This is a genomic window from Grimontia sp. SpTr1 (genome assembly GCF_947387585.1).
In the GTDB taxonomy this organism is placed as follows: domain Bacteria; phylum Pseudomonadota; class Gammaproteobacteria; order Enterobacterales; family Vibrionaceae; genus Enterovibrio; species Enterovibrio indicus.
Map to the genome: position 1 here is coordinate 86,811 of NZ_CANDOD010000002.1, position 15,754 is coordinate 102,564.

15 protein-coding genes are annotated in these 15,754 nt (G+C 51.1%); all 15 read left to right on the top strand.

What is annotated here, in order from left to right:
* The first annotated feature begins 5 nt into the window (after window positions 1–5).
* The 15 genes from QL223_RS04595 to fliJ all read left to right on the top strand — a co-directional run bounded on the left by QL223_RS04595 (window position 6) and on the right by fliJ (window position 15,679).
* The gene (locus QL223_RS04595; protein WP_281544045.1) at window positions 6–1,148 is read left to right on the top strand and encodes a flagellin; all 1,143 of its coding nucleotides are present in this window, start codon (window positions 6–8) and stop codon (window positions 1,146–1,148) included.
* Window positions 1,149–1,520: 372 nt separating this feature from the next.
* Window positions 1,521–2,660 carry a flagellin gene (locus QL223_RS04600; protein ID WP_046302911.1) on the top strand — a complete coding sequence of 380 codons (1,140 nt, stop codon included), beginning with the start codon at window positions 1,521–1,523 and terminating at the stop codon, window positions 2,658–2,660.
* A 65-nt stretch (window positions 2,661–2,725) separates the two neighbouring features.
* On the top strand, window positions 2,726–3,148 hold the full coding sequence (locus QL223_RS04605) for a flagellar protein FlaG (RefSeq protein ID WP_039849824.1): 423 nt from the start codon (window positions 2,726–2,728) through the stop codon (window positions 3,146–3,148).
* Window positions 3,149–3,164: 16 nt separating this feature from the next.
* On the top strand, window positions 3,165–4,535 hold the full coding sequence (gene fliD / locus QL223_RS04610) for a flagellar filament capping protein FliD (protein WP_046302912.1): 1,371 nt from the start codon (window positions 3,165–3,167) through the stop codon (window positions 4,533–4,535).
* 11 nt (window positions 4,536–4,546) lie between these two features.
* The gene (locus QL223_RS04615; RefSeq protein WP_281544046.1) at window positions 4,547–4,840 is read left to right on the top strand and encodes a hypothetical protein; all 294 of its coding nucleotides are present in this window, start codon (window positions 4,547–4,549) and stop codon (window positions 4,838–4,840) included.
* Window positions 4,841–4,852: 12 nt separating this feature from the next.
* On the top strand, window positions 4,853–5,257 hold the full coding sequence (gene fliS / locus QL223_RS04620; RefSeq protein WP_046302913.1) for a flagellar export chaperone FliS: 405 nt from the start codon (window positions 4,853–4,855) through the stop codon (window positions 5,255–5,257).
* 172 nt (window positions 5,258–5,429) lie between these two features.
* Entirely contained in the window at window positions 5,430–6,905 is a 1,476-nt protein-coding gene (locus tag QL223_RS04625; protein WP_002537877.1) for a sigma-54 dependent transcriptional regulator, read from the top strand.
* 218 nt (window positions 6,906–7,123) lie between these two features.
* Window positions 7,124–8,173, top strand: coding sequence for an ATP-binding protein (locus QL223_RS04630; RefSeq protein ID WP_281544047.1), 1,050 nt, complete (start codon window positions 7,124–7,126; stop codon window positions 8,171–8,173).
* Window positions 8,170–9,591 carry a sigma-54 dependent transcriptional regulator gene (locus QL223_RS04635; protein ID WP_281544048.1) on the top strand — a complete coding sequence of 474 codons (1,422 nt, stop codon included), beginning with the start codon at window positions 8,170–8,172 and terminating at the stop codon, window positions 9,589–9,591. The genes QL223_RS04630 and QL223_RS04635 overlap by 4 nt, the downstream gene beginning before the upstream one ends.
* 126 nt (window positions 9,592–9,717) lie before the next feature.
* Window positions 9,718–10,029, top strand: coding sequence for a flagellar hook-basal body complex protein FliE (gene fliE, locus QL223_RS04640; RefSeq protein WP_002537874.1), 312 nt, complete (start codon window positions 9,718–9,720; stop codon window positions 10,027–10,029).
* A gap of 15 nt (window positions 10,030–10,044) precedes the next feature.
* Window positions 10,045–11,805, top strand: a complete 1,761-nt coding sequence (fliF, locus tag QL223_RS04645) for a flagellar basal-body MS-ring/collar protein FliF (RefSeq protein WP_281544049.1) — start codon at window positions 10,045–10,047, stop codon at window positions 11,803–11,805.
* On the top strand, window positions 11,798–12,838 hold the full coding sequence (fliG, locus tag QL223_RS04650) for a flagellar motor switch protein FliG (protein ID WP_002537872.1): 1,041 nt from the start codon (window positions 11,798–11,800) through the stop codon (window positions 12,836–12,838). The genes fliF and fliG overlap by 8 nt, the downstream gene beginning before the upstream one ends.
* Before the next feature lie 58 nt (window positions 12,839–12,896).
* Window positions 12,897–13,922 (top strand): flagellar assembly protein FliH, encoded by a 1,026-nt coding sequence (gene fliH / locus QL223_RS04655; protein WP_281544050.1) that lies wholly within the window; start codon window positions 12,897–12,899, stop codon window positions 13,920–13,922.
* On the top strand, window positions 13,906–15,222 hold the full coding sequence (fliI, locus tag QL223_RS04660) for a flagellar protein export ATPase FliI (RefSeq protein WP_281544267.1): 1,317 nt from the start codon (window positions 13,906–13,908) through the stop codon (window positions 15,220–15,222). The genes fliH and fliI overlap by 17 nt, the downstream gene beginning before the upstream one ends.
* Before the next feature lie 7 nt (window positions 15,223–15,229).
* Window positions 15,230–15,679 carry a flagellar export protein FliJ gene (gene fliJ, locus QL223_RS04665; protein ID WP_281544051.1) on the top strand — a complete coding sequence of 150 codons (450 nt, stop codon included), beginning with the start codon at window positions 15,230–15,232 and terminating at the stop codon, window positions 15,677–15,679.
* Window positions 15,680–15,754 lie beyond the last annotated feature (75 nt).

Below are 15,754 nucleotides of genomic sequence, written 5' to 3' on the forward strand. Positions count from 1 at the left end.
GCAAAATGGGTGTAACAGTTAACACCAACGTGTCTGCGATGACTGCGCAGCGTTACCTGAACAAGTCGACAAACGATCTAAATACGTCGATGGAACGCTTGTCGTCTGGTAGTCGGATCAACAGTGCGAAAGATGATGCCGCTGGTCTGCAGATTTCGAACCGACTCATAGCCCAGACCCGTGGCCTAGATGTTGCGATGCGCAACGCTAACGATGGTATCTCCATTGCCCAGACTGCAGAAGGTGCAATGCAGGAATCTACAAACATCCTGCAACGTATGCGTGACCTTTCCCTGCAATCGGCTAACGGTGCAAATGGTAAGTCTGAGCGTATCGCGATTCAGGAAGAAGTATCAGCGCTTCAGGACGAACTTAACCGTATCGCAGAAACCACTGCGTTTGGTGGCCGTCGACTGCTGAATGGTTCTTTCGGTGAAGCATCTTTCCAAATTGGTGCTGATTCGGGTGAGGCCATCATCATGGGCTTAACCAGTATTCGTGCTGATGATTTCCGCATGGGTGGTACCGAGTTTATCGCCGCAAACGGCAAATCGGCAGGTTGGGAAGTGGCAAGTACTGCCGCGACACTGACCATGGCGTTCACCACGAAAGACGGCAATACCATCAACCTGAACATTGATGCCAAAGTTGGCGACGATATTGAGGAAGTAGCGACCTATATTAATGGTCAATCTGACGAGATGGTGACGGCATCTGTCGACGAAGCAGGTCAACTGCAAGTTTTCATCGCGGAAGAGAAGCTCTCTGGTAACGTCACCTTTGGTGGTGGTCTGGCAACCTCTCTGGGCTTAGTGACCGGCGCAGGTGCTGCAACCACGACGCAAGACATCGACGTCAGTAATGCGGGTGGTGCGCAGATGGCCGTGGGTATTATCGACTCAGCGATGCAGTACATCGACAGTCAGCGTGCTGACCTGGGTGCGAAGCAAAACCGCTTGAGCCATACCATCAGTAACTTGTCGAACATCCAAGAGAACGTTTCTGCGTCTAACAGCCGCATCCGCGATACTGACTTCGCGAAAGAAACGACAGAGCTCACCAAAGGGCAAATTCTGCAGCAGGCAAGTACCTCTATTCTTGCGCAGGCGAAGCAGTTGCCACAGGCGGCGCTCAACCTCCTCCAGTAATCTGGAATATAGATCCCGAAAAGCGGCAAGCCATTGCCGCTTTTTTTGTGCGTTTTTTCAGCGAAAAGACTGACTCCCTATCCAGCTTCTTTCCTTGTTATGCCTTGTTATTAATGGCTTTTTCTGTCCTCAGCGTATTTTTGCCGACAAATTTTTTAAATCATCTCTAAAGTTTTCTTCCTTTAAGGCGAAAACCTTCATAGCACCATGATTTTACGGCTTTTCACCCTCCAAGGTGGCTTGTAAAAAAAGTAGGAAAAAAGGTGTAAAGGTTTTTCCAAACGTGCCGTTACATGGGTTGTGAGAGATTTAGAACTGGTTTTCCCTGGGTTGCTGGGCGGAAGCCGGACTTAGTACCAAAGGAGAATAGTTATGGCTATTACAGTAAACACTAACGTGCCTGCAATGACCGCTCAGCGCTACCTGAACAGCTCAACCGATGCGTTGAACAATTCGATGGAGCGTCTGTCTTCGGGCTTCCGTATCAACAGCGCAAAGGATGACGCAGCAGGTCTGCAAATCTCTAACCGCCTGATTTCGCAAAGCCGTGGTCTGGACGTTGCAGTACGTAACGCAAACGACGGTATTTCAATGTCACAAACTGCTGAAGGTGCGATGGAAGAATCCACCAACATCCTGCAGCGTATGCGTGATCTGTCACTGCAATCTGCTAACGGTGCTAACGGTGACCAAGAGCGTGTGGCAATCCAGGAAGAGATCGTTGCTCTGCAAGACGAACTGAACCGTATCGCAGAAACAACCTCTTTCGGTGGTGCGAAACTGCTGAACGGTACTTACGGTACCAAAGCATTCCAAATCGGTGCTGACGCTGGTGAAGCGGTCTTCATGGAGTTCAAGAACATCCGTGCTGACGAAGCAATGATGGGTGGTGCGACCTATAAAGCGACTGTAGCTGCGTCTGCTGACATGGCTGCTTGGACCGCAACGGGTGGTGCAACACTGTCTATGGCTATCACCAACGCTGACGGTACCACTGCAACCATCAACGTTTCTGCTAAAGCAGGCGACGATGTGGAAGAAGTGGCAACCTACATCAACGGTCAAGCAGACGGCAAAGTTTCTGCATCTGTGACTGAAAACGGCGAACTGCAAATCGTTTCTGCCTCTGGCGCAGACGTAGCATTCACCGGCGCACTGGCGACCTCTCTGGGTATCGCAGGTGCAGCGAAAGTTGACCAAACTGTACAAGACGTTGACGTTAGTACTGTGGGTGGCGCACAGCGCGCAGTTGGCCTGGTGGATAACGCGATGCAATACATCGATTCACACCGTGCAGAACTGGGTGCGAAGCAGAACCGTCTGAGCCACGCAATCTCTAACTTGGATAACGTTAACGAGAACGTGAGTGCTTCTAACAGCCGTATCCGAGACGTTGATTTTGCTAAGGAAACGACGCAGTTCACTAAATCTCAGATCCTGCAGCAGTCTGGTACGTCTATACTTGCACAAGCGAAGCAAGCACCGTCAGCTGCACTGAGCCTGTTAGGCTAATAGCAAGACCAAAATGACGGTGAGCTTGCCCCTCACCGTCAATAGCTAACAGGAGGTGAACTACGATGGACCTATCATCCGTTTCTACGTCATCCCTGTCTCATGTGACTCCACAGTCAGGCACGAAAGTTGCTAGCAGTAAACAATCTGTGGAGGGGACTCAACCCAACATCACGAACCAGCGGCAGATGGCAGAGAATGTTGAAAAGCTGTCTCAACGCCGGGTAGAACAAGTCCAAAAACTTGAAGCTACACGGGAGATGCAGCAAGAACAGCTCGAAATGCTGGTTGAGCGACTGGATGAGTTTGTGTCTACCTTTAACAAAGGCTTGTCATTTCGACTTGATGAGAGTTCTGGAAGAAGTGTTGTGACTGTTTACGAAATGAGTAGCGGCGACATCATCAGACAGATTCCTGAGAAAGAAATGCTAGAGCTAGCACAGCAACTGTCTCTTCATGCGAGGGGGCTCGTTGCAGAAAAGGTATAACTGAGGTGAGTGAAAAATGGGTTTAAGCGCAACGGGCCTTGGCAGTGGCATGGACATCAACTCCATGGTCAGCAAAATTGTTGAAGCTGAGCGTGCGCCTAAACAAGAGCGAATCGTTAAGGGCCTGAACGATGTTGAAACTAACATCAGTGCCTACGGTAGACTCAAGACCTCCCTCGATACGATGAAAGACTTAATGTATGACTTTCGCCGTAATAATACCTTCGCGGCGCGGAGTACAGTTTCAAGCAACGAAGAAGCTGTCTCCGCATCCGCCGACCACCAAGCCGTTACCGGCGTTTACTCCATCGACGTTCAGCAACTCGCACAGTCTCATAAACTCGTCTCTGACGGTTTAGACGCCAAAGCTGATTTTGGCGCTGGGCAAATCACGCTGAGTCTGGGCGGCCGAACCACCACCATAGATATCGATGAAAACAGCAGCTCCTTGCTCGATATCGTCCGCACCATCAACAGCAGTGCGAATAATCCTGGTATCAAAGCATCCGTTATCAATGATGACAGCGGCGCGCGATTGATCCTCGGTGGTGATAAAACCGGTGTCGATAACCAAATTTCCGTCAGTGTGAACGCACCGGTGACGTCACCGCTGCAAGCACTGGCTTATGACCCTGCCAGCCCGAGCAACTCGATGAATGAGATGCAGGCGGCGTTGGATGCCCGCATTCTGATCGATGGTCTGGCATCTGTGTCCAGCGACACCAATACGTTTTCTGATGCCATTCGCGGTGTCAACATTGATGTGTCCCAGCTGACATCACCGTCAGATGGCCCTGTGATTGTCACTGTGGACGAAGACAGGGACACGGTGAAAGGATCACTCGAAGAGTTTGTAGACGCCTACAACGCGTTCTATCAAGTGACAAAAGCATTGTCGAAGTACGACCCTGAAACCCAACAGGGTGGGCCTTTGGTAGGGGACAGCGTGATTCGCTCCGCGGTTAACCAGATGCGCTCTTTGTTTTCTACGCCAATTGAAGGTGCGCCTGATTCGCTCAAAACATTGAGCGAGCTCGGTATCTCCACCACGATGGATGGCCGGTTGGAAATCAACTACAACCTGCTGGACAAACAATTGACACGCAACTTCGGGGCATTGGAAGGTTTCTTCGGTGGTAATCAGGGTTTCGCTCGCAAGGTGGAAGAAACCGTACAGAACTTTACTGGTGTTGGCGGTGCTATTCGCAACCGCGAATCCAGCTTGGGCGATCAGCGTATGCGCCTGCAAGATGAGCAGCAAACATTGGATCGCCGAATGGAAGATTTGGAAAACCGCACATTAAAGCAGTTTTCCGCCATGGATAACGCGATGGCAGAGATGCAATCTCAACTGTCGGCCATGATGAATATCATGCCGTCGATGTAAGCGAGATAACGATGCACACTTTGCTATCCCAACTGTCAGAGATTGATGAACAACTTCTGGCAGTACTGAATTCAGACCCTGTTGACTCCAATGAGATGGCACGGTTATTGAATATTCGAAAACAATGTCTGGCAGAAATCACGATGTTGCCGGAGAAGCCGGAACAAGCCGCTTGGTCACAGGCTATTGCCAGAACTGAGCAGTTATTTAGCCTTATAAAAGTACAACGTGATAGTGCTGCAGCCCATGCCAGTCGTTTTAAGAAAGGGCGTCAGTCAGTGCAAATTTACAAAAAGTTCGAGTAGGTGAGGAATGTTATGAGAGGGTCACTTCAGGCCTACAAAAAGGTTTCAATAGACAGCCAGTTGAGTGCGGCATCACCACATAAAGTGATTCAAATGCTGATGGCAGGTGCTATTGAACGTTTGGTTCAGGGCAAAGCAGCGATGTTGCAAGGCGACATTGCAGTGAAAGGTGAACGTCTGGGTAAGGCGCTGGATATTATCATCAGCTTGCGTACTTGTTTGTCGATGGAAGAGGGTGGGGAGATTGCTTCTAACCTGGATGCGCTTTACGACTACATGATCCGCCAAATCTCAGAGGCTAATCGAGACAATCTGGAAGCGCCAATCGATGAAGTTGTCGATATTTTGCGCGAAATTAAATCGGCGTGGGATCAAATACCGGCTGAGTATCACAATATCACCTCTGCAGACGCATAAAAACGCGTCAGATTCACTACAATCTAATCTGTCTTGGCACTGGAGTCACAGCTTTATTGTGTCTCTAGTTGCCTTATACCAAGCAATAATTACAATAGCTGGATTATTCTGTTATTGGTGACATCCGTCGCGCCGATGACTTAGATGGTTTTAGGGCAGATATATCTCACACATGCAAGGTTTAACGAAGATTCTTGTTATCGAGGATGATGAAAAATTTCGTCACGATTTAGGCGTTATCTTGGAGTTTATTGGTGAGCAATACCTGCTATGTTCAACCACTGAGCTAAATGATTCGCACTGGAAACAGGCCGAGGGTGCTTGTTTTCTGGGTAACATCCACTCACCGCAGCGCTTATCCCAAGTGCTGGACAGTTTGGCGATTAATAATCACATTCCTATTATTGCGCTTGCAAAACACAAAGCGGAATTGTCTGGACTGCCAAACTTCGTCGGTGAGCTCGAGCTGCCACTAAATTATCCCCAACTTGCTGATGCACTCCGACACTGTCAGGAGTTTTCCGGCAAGCGCGCATTCAATATTCCTCAACTTAGCCGAAAAAATACGCTCTTCAGAAGCATGGTCGGTCGCAGTGAAGCGATCGCCGATGTTCGTCATCTTATTGAGCAAGTTGCAGGAACGGATGCCAGCGTACTGATTCTGGGTGAATCCGGCACCGGTAAAGAAGTTGTTGCACGTAACATCCATTACCATTCGCAACGCGGGAAAGGGCCATTTGTGCCAGTGAACTGCGGTGCGATACCACCGGAACTGTTGGAAAGTGAGCTGTTCGGTCACGAAAAAGGGGCATTTACCGGCGCGATTTCTGCGCGTAAAGGCCGTTTTGAGCTGGCAGAAGGTGGCACGCTGTTTCTGGATGAAATTGGTGATATGCCGCAGCCAATGCAGGTTAAGCTGCTGCGCGTACTTCAAGAGCGTTGTTTTGAGCGTGTTGGTGGCAATAAGACCATTCAGGTGAATGTACGTGTTGTCGCGGCGACACACCGCAACCTCGATACCATGATTGAAGAGGGCTCGTTCCGTGAAGACCTTTTCTATCGCCTGAACGTGTTCCCAATCGAAATGCCAGCGCTGCGTGAACGCATTGAAGACATTCCGCTTTTGATTCAAGAACTCATGGCGCGTTTGGAAGCAGAAGGGGCGAATCAGGTTCACCTGACACCACGTGCGATCAGTTCTTTGATGGAGCACGAGTGGCCGGGCAACGTCCGCGAACTCGCTAACCTCATCGAGCGCATGGTGATTCTGTACCCAGGTCAGATGGTGGATGTAAACCGACTGCCGAAGAAATATCGCTATAGCGATATCCCGGAATTCCAACCAGAAACCTTGGGCGGTTTGGAAGCCGAGGAAGACCTGGAGCGTGACGCACTGCATGCGGTGTTTGCGATGGACGAGCCGGAAGAAGAAATGCCGGGCTTTGCGAGTCCTTCAGCAGCAGGGCTACCACCGGAAGGTGTTGATCTGAAAGCTATGCTAGCGGACCTGGAAGTGGAAATGATTCGTCAGGCACTCGAAGCGCAAATGGGTATTGTTGCCCGTGCAGCCGACATGCTGGGTATGCGACGTACCACGCTGGTTGAGAAGATGCGTAAGTACGGCCTCAACAAAGAAGACGTGACCTGATTACATACCCAAACGACCTGAATATGAGCATCTTCAGGTTGTTTGGATGTAAACACCTTTCACTAAAAAGGTTAACCGTAAAGCGAAGTCATTTTTTTGACTTCGCTTTTTTGTTCCTATCTTGCTTAATCTACTGATTTTCAATGATTTAATAATTGGCACATTCCCTGCTTAGAGCTACTTAGCGTCAGAAAAAGAGAGCTAAATAGTCGAGCATCATGGAAGCGAATCATTCTCCTTTGGGAACCGTTGATCAGCAGGTTCTACGATACAAACAAGTGTTAGATGTCATGCCCGCAGGCGTGATTCTGCTCGATCCCTACGGCCGTGTGGCGGAAGCCAACCCAGAAGCATTTCGCTTGCTTGGCACACCGTTAACGCAAGAGCGTTGGGTTGATGTAATCAACCGTGCCTTCTCGCCCCGTGAAGATGATGGTCATGAAGTTTCACTGCGTGACGGACGCAAGGTGAAACTCGGCATTTCCGCTTCTGATTCCGGTCAGCTCATTCTGATCACCGATATGACGGAAACCCGCCTGTTGCAATCACGTGTGAGCGATCTCCAGCGTCTGTCCTCGTTGGGTAAGATGGTCGCCTCACTGGCGCATCAGGTGCGAACCCCGCTTTCCAGTGCTTTGCTCTATGCGGCAAACCTAGGTGCGCCAAACCTTAATGAGCCTACCCGTAAACGCTTCCAGATGAAGCTGGTGGATAGGCTTCACGATCTTGAAAAGCAGGTCAACGACATGCTGCTATTCGCCAAAGGTGGCGACAACAAAGTCGTGAACACTTTTACCCTCGAGCACCTGCTGAACGAATTTGAGCCAATGGTCGAAGCCCTGGTGAGCAGTCAGCAAGTCGACTTTGAAATCAACTGTGATGACGAATCCCACCAGCTGCTCGGAAATATGAATGCGCTGGCCAGCGCCCTGTCGAATCTGGTGGTTAACGCCATTCAGGTGGCAGGTAAAGGCAGCAAGGTGGTTGTCGACGCACGCGAAATACAGGGACAACTCTTCTTGTCGGTTGCCGACAATGGTCCCGGTATTGCGCCGGAACTTCAAAGCAAAATTCTCGAACCCTTTTTCACAACGAGACAGCAAGGCACAGGCCTTGGTCTCGCTGTTGTTCAAATGGTCTGCCATGCCCATAAAGGCAGGCTGACTCTTCAATCTCAACCGGGCCAGGGTGCCTGTTTTACGCTCTGCCTACCGCTGGCAGACAACTGCGATACCACGCAGGAAGAGGTATCAGGAGAAGCACAATGAATCAGAGCAAAGTACTTATCGTTGAAGATGATGAAGGCTTGCGTGAAGCCTTGGTGGATACCCTTGCACTTGCAGGTTACCAGTGGCTTGAAGCAGACAGCGCCGAACAGGCTCTGTTACTGCTGAAAAATGAAACCGTCGACATCGTGGTCTCTGATGTTCAGATGGCAGGGATGGACGGTCTGGGTTTGCTTAGAAACCTAAAGCTGAACTATCCCAACCTGCCTGTGCTGCTGATGACGGCTTACGCCAATATTCAGGATGCGGTCGCCGCCATGAAAGAGGGCGCGATTGATTACATGGCCAAACCGTTCGCACCCGAAGTGCTGCTGAACATGGTGAGCCGTTATGCACCGGTTAAGGCTGACACGAGTGATGCTGTGGTCGCTGACCCGAAAAGTCAGGCACTGATTGCATTAGCTGACCGTGTAGCGAAGACCGATGCCAACGTGATGATCCTAGGCCCAAGCGGTTCAGGTAAAGAAGTCATGGCACGCCATATTCACTGTCAGTCTTTGCGTTCTGAAGGGGCTTTTGTCGCCATCAACTGTGCGGCGATTCCAGAAAATATGCTGGAAGCGACTCTGTTCGGTTACGAGAAAGGTGCTTTTACCGGAGCGGTTCAGGCGTGCCCGGGCAAATTTGAGCAGGCTCAGGGCGGCACCATCTTGCTGGATGAAATCAGTGAAATGGACTTGGCACTGCAAGCCAAGCTGCTGCGCGTGCTCCAGGAGCGCGAAGTCGAGCGTCTGGGCAGCCGCAAGAGCATCAAGTTGGATGTTCGCGTGCTTGCAACCAGTAACCGCGATCTTCGCCAGTACGTGGAAGAAGGAAATTTCCGAGAAGACCTTTACTACCGTCTGAATGTTTTCCCAATCTCCTGGTTGCCGCTGTGTGAGCGCGCTGGAGATATTATTCCGCTTGCCGAACACCTTTTGAAACGCCATTGCTGCAAGCTGGGACAAGCGGTTCCGCAACTGACCCAAGGCGCTGCCGAAAAACTGACACAGTATCGCTGGCCGGGGAATGTGCGTGAACTGGACAACGTGATGCAACGCGCTTTGATCCTTTGCAATCAGGGAGTGATTGAAGCTGTCGACATCCTTCTGGAAGGCGTTGACTGGCAAGACGCTGGCAGCTTGCAGAATCTGGTCTCGGGCAGTGAAGCTGTGTCACCGACTATTCAACCACAAGCCATGCCAAATCGCGTTGAATCTTACCATTCCGAACCTGTTACTGCATCTTCTGACAGTCTGGGGAGTGAACTTCGCGATCAGGAGTTCGCCATCATTCTGGATACGATTCGTGCCTGTGAAGGTCGCCGGAAAGATGTGGCTGAGCGTTTAGGCATCAGTCCAAGAACCTTGCGCTATAAACTCGCCAAAATGCGTGATGCGGGGATCGACATTCCTCAGTGAATCGGTGCTTTTTGCTGAGTGACTACGTTATAATAACTGGCTTAATAATTGCATAAATAGTAATCAGATAGCCCAAAAAGCCCGAACTGACGGGAATTGCCAAAGTTTTGACAGCGAGGATGACCTATGAAAATTAACCCGATGCAGCATGAAATGCAGACCATGGCATTGGAAGCGCAGAACACGTCACGTGCTGCGACTGGTCAACAAGTCTCTCAGGACTTTGGCGAACTTTTGTCTGGCGCCATCAATTCCGTGAATGGCATTCAAAAGACGTCCAGTGAGTTGGCGACACGTTTTGACCAAGGCGACCGCAGCGTCAGCCTTTCAGATGTGATGATTGCGCGTAACAAGTCCAGCGTTGCTTTCGAAGCAACGGTGCAGACCCGCAACAAGCTGGTCGAAGCGTACAAAGAACTGATGAACATGCCTGTTTAACGTAGGACGTAACCTGTGGCGGAAGACAACGACAACACACAACTCGCTCTAAACGATGGTGCAGCAGCATTACCTGCCACCACCGATGGCGGATCGTCGCTTGCCGATCCGGACATGATGGAGCGAAATGTCACCCCAACCGGTCCACTGGGCGGGATTGATATTGCACGCCAACTGATCCTCGTTGCAGCCGTCGCTATTTGTATTTCTCTTGTTGTGCTGCTTTTCCTGTGGGTTCAAGAACCAGAAATGCGCCCATTGGGCACCTACGAAACGGAAGAGTTGATCCCGGTTCTTGACCATCTTGACCAGCAAAAAATCGATTACAAGCTAGAAGGCAACACCATTCGTGTGCCTGCGAAAGATTACTCGACCATCAAACTCAACCTGAGCCGCGCCGGTCTGAATTCTGTCACTGAAGCCGGTGACGATATTCTGATGCAGGACATGGGTTTTGGTGTTTCTCAGCAACTTGAACGTGAGCGTCTTAAACTGAGCCGCGAACGCCAGCTTGCTGCTGCGATTGAGAAAATCCGTGCAGTCAGCAAAGCCCGAGTGCTACTGGCCATGCCGAAACAAAGCGTGTTCGTTCGCCACAACCAAGAAGCTTCCGCAACCGTGTTCCTTACCGTGCGCGGTACCACTCAGCTGGGTCAGGAAGAAGTGGACTCGATTGTTGATATGGTGGCGTCTGCCGTACCAAGCCTGAAACCTTCACGCGTGACAGTGACTGACCAACATGGCCGTTTGCTAAGTTCAGGCAGTCAGGACCCAATGGCTTCTCAACGCCGCAAAGAATACGAGCTGGAGCGCAAGCAAGAAGAGGCGCTTAGAGACAAAATTGACGCGATTCTGATCCCTGTTCTGGGCTTGGGTAATTACACCTCTCAGGTCGATGTCACTATGGATTTCAGCTCCATTGAAGAAACCCGCAAGCGTTTCGATCCGGCAACGTCCTCAACCCGAAGCGAATACACACGTGAGAACTACAACAATACCGACTATGTTGCCGGTATTCCGGGCGCGCTGAGTAACCAGCCACCGGCTGATTCAGCGATTCCGCAAGACGTGCAGGATCTGAAAAACGGCGGCGTCGGTGACAAAGGTTCACTCAGTCGCGAAGCCACCCGAAACTTTGAATTGGACACCACCATCAGTCACCGCCGTGGTCAGACTGGCACCATTGCCCGTCAAACCGTGTCAGTGGCCGTGGATTACATTGCTTCCACTAATCCGGAAACCGGTGAAATTGCCCGTACGCCTGTCGGAGACGCAGAGCTGGAAAAAATCCGCCGCCTGCTTGTCGGTGGTGTAGGCTACGCGCAAAACCGCGGCGATATTCTGGAAGTGATTTCCGTGCCGTTCGTGACACCGGAAGAAGTGTCCTTGGGTGATGTACCAATCTGGGAGCACCAAAACTTCAACGACTGGGTGCGTTGGCTGGCGGCCTCTCTGGTTATCATCGTGGTGGTATTGGTGTTGATTCGCCCAGCGATGTCCAAACTTATCAACCCAGCGAAAGACGACGACAGCTTACTGGGACCAAACGGCGAGATGCTGGGGCCAGATGGCTTGCCTCTCAGCCCAGACGACGATATTGGCTTGATTGGTGCAGAGCTCGATGGCTCGAACAACTTCGGCATGAGTTCTTCGAACCTGAACCTGCCAGACCTCCATAAAGATGAAGACCTGCTGAAAGCAGTTCGGGCACTGGTTGCCAATGAACCTGATTTGGCAGCTCAGGTAGTGAAAAGCTGGGTAAGCAACGATGGCTAAAGACGATAAAGACTTACCTGCGAACACCTTTGATGTGTCGCAGCTATCAGGCATAGAAAAGGCCTCAATTCTCCTCCTCAGTCTCACTGAGCAGGACGCGGCCAGCATTATTCGCCACCTTGAACCAAAACAGGTTCAGAAGGTGGGTAGCGCCATGACCCAGTTGGCTGATCTTAATCAGGACAAAGTGAATGCTGTCCATCGCGCCTTCCTTGAAGACATTCAGGGCTACACGGCTATAGGCATGGGCAGTGAAGACTTCGTTCGTAATGCACTGGTTGCAGCATTGGGTGAGGACAAAGCCAACAACCTGGTCGATCAGATTGTGCTTGGCAGTGGCTCAAAAGGCCTCGATTCACTCAAATGGATGGATCCTCGTCAGGTGGCTTCCATCATCATCAACGAACACCCGCAGATCCAGACCATCGTACTTTCTTACCTGGAACCGGAGCAGTCAGCGGTTATTCTTTCTCAGTTTGCAGAACGTGATGCCCTCGACCTGGTGATGCGTATTGCCAACCTTGAAGAAGTTCAGCCTGCTGCACTGCATGAGCTGAATGAAATCATGGAGAAACAGTTCGCGGGTCAAGCAGGTGCACAGGCCGCGAAGATTGGTGGCCTGAAAGCGGCTGCCGATATCATGAACTACATGGACAACGCGCTCGAGTCTGCGCTGATGGAGCAAATTGGCCAGAACGATGAAGAAATGGCATCGCAAATTCAGGATCTCATGTTCGTCTTCGACAATCTGGCAGACGTGGACGACCGCGGTATTCAGGCTATCCTCAAAGACGTTCCTCAGGAAGCACTGCTCAAAGCACTCAAGGGTGCAGAAGAAGGGCTCCGCGACAAGATTTTGGGCAACATGTCGAAACGTGCTGCAGAAATGCTGCAGGACGATCTCGAAGCCATGGGTCCAATTCGCGTGGCAGATGTGGAAGCGGCGCAGAAAGAAATTCTGTCTGTGGCACGCAAACTGGCCGATGCTGGCGAAATCATGCTGGCGAGCGGCGGTGCGGACGAATTCCTGTAATTCCGTACTTTTTGTCCAATCAACCAAGCTTGAACACAGCGTTTTATAAGGTAACAGCATGAGTTTAGAACGTCGTCGCGGATACATTCGCGCAAGCGAGCAAACAGAAGACGTTCTGGAGCGTTGGGACATCCCTAATTATGACCCAGCGAATGCCCCTCCGCGCGATACCGCAATGAACTACGATCCGGGTTGGGAACCGACTGAACTGGAAGAAGACGACCAGGAGCCTGAACTCGATCTTTCTATGCTGACTGCTGATGCGCTTGAGCAAATCCGCCAATCTGCTGTTGAAGAAGGTATGGCAGAAGGGCGTGAAGCGGGCTTTACCGAAGGCAAAGAAGCGGGCTTTGAAGAAGGCAAAACAGAAGGCTTTGATGCAGGTAAGGAAGAAGGCTATCAGCAAGGCATGGAAGAAGGTCAGCAGTTAATTGAAAACCGCTGTCACCAACTTGATGCCATTCTTTCTAAGCTAGCATTCCCTTTGGTACAGGTTGATCATCAGGTACAAAACCAGATGGTTGAACTGGTGCTGCACTTAGCAAAAGCCGTGATTCAAACTGAAGTGCAAACCAATCCCCAGGTGATCCTTAACACCTTGCGTGAGGCCGTCAATGCGCTGCCGATGAGTGGGCGTCAAATTACCATTTACCTCCATCCGGAAGATCTGGATGTGGTGACAACCGCGCACAGTGTTGAATCCCTTCGCGACCGTGAATGGCGTTTGATTGCAGAACCCTCGATTAACCGTGGTGATATTCAGGTAGCCTGTGGCGACTCGGTGGTGGACTATCGCATGGAAGATCGCATCCGTGAAATGCTGACCCGATTTGCTGGCCAGAATATGGCGAAAGATCCAGAAGCACCTGCTGATGGCTTGGGTGCTGACGTTCTTCAAGGTGCAGACAAAGTGGTGACAGGTGAGATGCTTGAACAGCCAGAAGAATCTTTGTCTGAACCACAGGATGAAGACGTGCTCGCTTCTGCCAGTGAACCAGAACAAGCACAAGACGTTGAACCTGCCATCGAAGAAATTCCTGATGCAGACGTTCAGGCAGGAGAAGACGATGGTCAGCCTGTTTGAGCGCCTCGCCACGCTGAAAACCGATAATCTTTCCACACGTCCGGTTGCCTCAGGCAAACTGGTTCGTGTGGTTGGTCTGACTTTAGAAGCCATTGGTTGCCGCGCCCCGGTTGGCAGCCTGTGCAAAGTCGAAACCCTCAACGGCACCATTGAAGCCGAAGTCGTGGGCTTTTCTGGCGAAACCTTATATCTGATGCCAAGCGAGCAAATCTCCGGTGTATTACCGGGCGCGCGCGTCACCCCTATGGTTGGCGAGCAGGGCATTCCAGTTGGTCTTGAACTCCTTGGTCGCGTCATTGATGGCGTGGGCAATCCGCTGGATGGACTGGGGGATATCTTTACCGGACAAACGGCGCCTTTCACGCCTGCGGCTATCAACCCACTGGCAAGAAAGCCTATTGATACACCGTTGGATGTCGGCATTAAAGCCATCAATGGCCTGTTAACCGTAGGTAAAGGTCAGCGTATTGGTCTGTTTGCTGGCTCTGGTGTCGGTAAATCGGTGACGCTCGGCATGATGACCCGAGGCACGACTGCACAGGTAGTTGTGGTGGGGTTGATTGGTGAGCGTGGCCGTGAGGTGAAAGAATTCATTGATGAAATCCTTGGCAAAGAAGGCCGTGAGCGCTCAGTGGTGATTGCGGCCCCTGCCGATGCGTCACCTTTGATGCGTTTAAAGGGCTGTCAGACTGCACTCACCATTGCCGAGTTTTTCCGTGATCAGGGTTTGGATGTCCTGCTTCTTATGGACTCACTGACCCGATTCGCTCAGGCGCAGCGCGAGATTGCGTTGTCTGTTGGCGAACCGCCTGCCACCAAAGGTTACCCGCCTTCGGTGTTTGCGAAACTGCCTGCACTGGTAGAACGTGCGGGTAACGGCAACGAAGGACAGGGATCTATCACGGCATTCTTCACGGTATTAACCGAAGGGGATGACCTTCAGGACCCTATCGCAGATGCTGCTCGTGCGATTCTTGATGGTCACATTGTACTGTCCCGTGAAATGGCAGACGCTGGGCATTATCCGGCGATCGATGTCGAACGCTCAGTCAGTCGTGTGATGCCTAATATTGTTGATGACGAACATATGCTGATGGCGCGAGCTGTGCGGCAAGTGCTTTCCGTGTGTCGTAAAAATCAGGATTTGGTGTCGATTGGTGCGTATAAGCCGGGCACCGATCAAGGGATCGATCAGGCGTTCACCCTCAAACCCCGTTTGGACATGTATCTGCAACAGGGGATGAAAGATGTGGTGCCTTACGACATGTGCGTCAACATGCTACGTTCAACGCTTCAGTAGGTGAGCCATGTCTGAAGCCGCGATGAACCTTCTGATCGACCAAGCCAAAGAGCAGGAACAACAGGCTCAGCAGGCTTTGGTAGCTGCCCAGCAAGAACTTCAAAATTACCACCTTCAGGTAGAACAGATTGAGCGTTACCGTCTGGATTACTTCCGCCAAATGTCCGAGCGTGGACAGGCTGGCTTAAGCGCCAGCAGCTATGGCCACCTGAACCGTTTTATCGTCCAACTGGATGAAACACTGGCAAAACAACGCCAGGCGGCAATGGATTTCGAAGACAATGTCGAGCAGTGCCGAGAGCACTGGCAGCAATGTCGGCAGAAAACCAAGTCCCTTGAATGGCTGGTTGAAAAACGCCAGAACGAAGCAAAAATACGGGCTGAACGTCTGGAGCAAAAACAGATGGACGAGTTCGCCACCCTCATTTATACCCGTCAAAATGCCACGAAATTCTAAGCTGGCCTGATAATTGCTTTTACCTTTGTAACACGTTGCCGGGCAAGGTTGCCGGCGTCAAACGATAAAGAATCT

Coding starts and splice junctions, on each gene's coding strand:
- QL223_RS04595 (WP_281544045.1), top strand. CDS start 6: ATGGGTGTAACAGTTAACACCAACGTGTCTGCGATGACTGCGCAGCGT.
- QL223_RS04600 (WP_046302911.1), top strand. CDS start 1,521: ATGGCTATTACAGTAAACACTAACGTGCCTGCAATGACCGCTCAGCGC.
- QL223_RS04605 (WP_039849824.1), top strand. CDS start 2,726: ATGGACCTATCATCCGTTTCTACGTCATCCCTGTCTCATGTGACTCCA.
- fliD (WP_046302912.1), top strand. CDS start 3,165: ATGGGTTTAAGCGCAACGGGCCTTGGCAGTGGCATGGACATCAACTCC.
- QL223_RS04615 (WP_281544046.1), top strand. CDS start 4,547: ATGCACACTTTGCTATCCCAACTGTCAGAGATTGATGAACAACTTCTG.
- fliS (WP_046302913.1), top strand. CDS start 4,853: ATGAGAGGGTCACTTCAGGCCTACAAAAAGGTTTCAATAGACAGCCAG.
- QL223_RS04625 (WP_002537877.1), top strand. CDS start 5,430: ATGCAAGGTTTAACGAAGATTCTTGTTATCGAGGATGATGAAAAATTT.
- QL223_RS04630 (WP_281544047.1), top strand. CDS start 7,124: ATGGAAGCGAATCATTCTCCTTTGGGAACCGTTGATCAGCAGGTTCTA.
- QL223_RS04635 (WP_281544048.1), top strand. CDS start 8,170: ATGAATCAGAGCAAAGTACTTATCGTTGAAGATGATGAAGGCTTGCGT.
- fliE (WP_002537874.1), top strand. CDS start 9,718: ATGAAAATTAACCCGATGCAGCATGAAATGCAGACCATGGCATTGGAA.
- fliG (WP_002537872.1), top strand. CDS start 11,798: ATGGCTAAAGACGATAAAGACTTACCTGCGAACACCTTTGATGTGTCG.
- fliH (WP_281544050.1), top strand. CDS start 12,897: ATGAGTTTAGAACGTCGTCGCGGATACATTCGCGCAAGCGAGCAAACA.
- fliI (WP_281544267.1), top strand. CDS start 13,906: ATGGTCAGCCTGTTTGAGCGCCTCGCCACGCTGAAAACCGATAATCTT.
- fliJ (WP_281544051.1), top strand. CDS start 15,230: ATGTCTGAAGCCGCGATGAACCTTCTGATCGACCAAGCCAAAGAGCAG.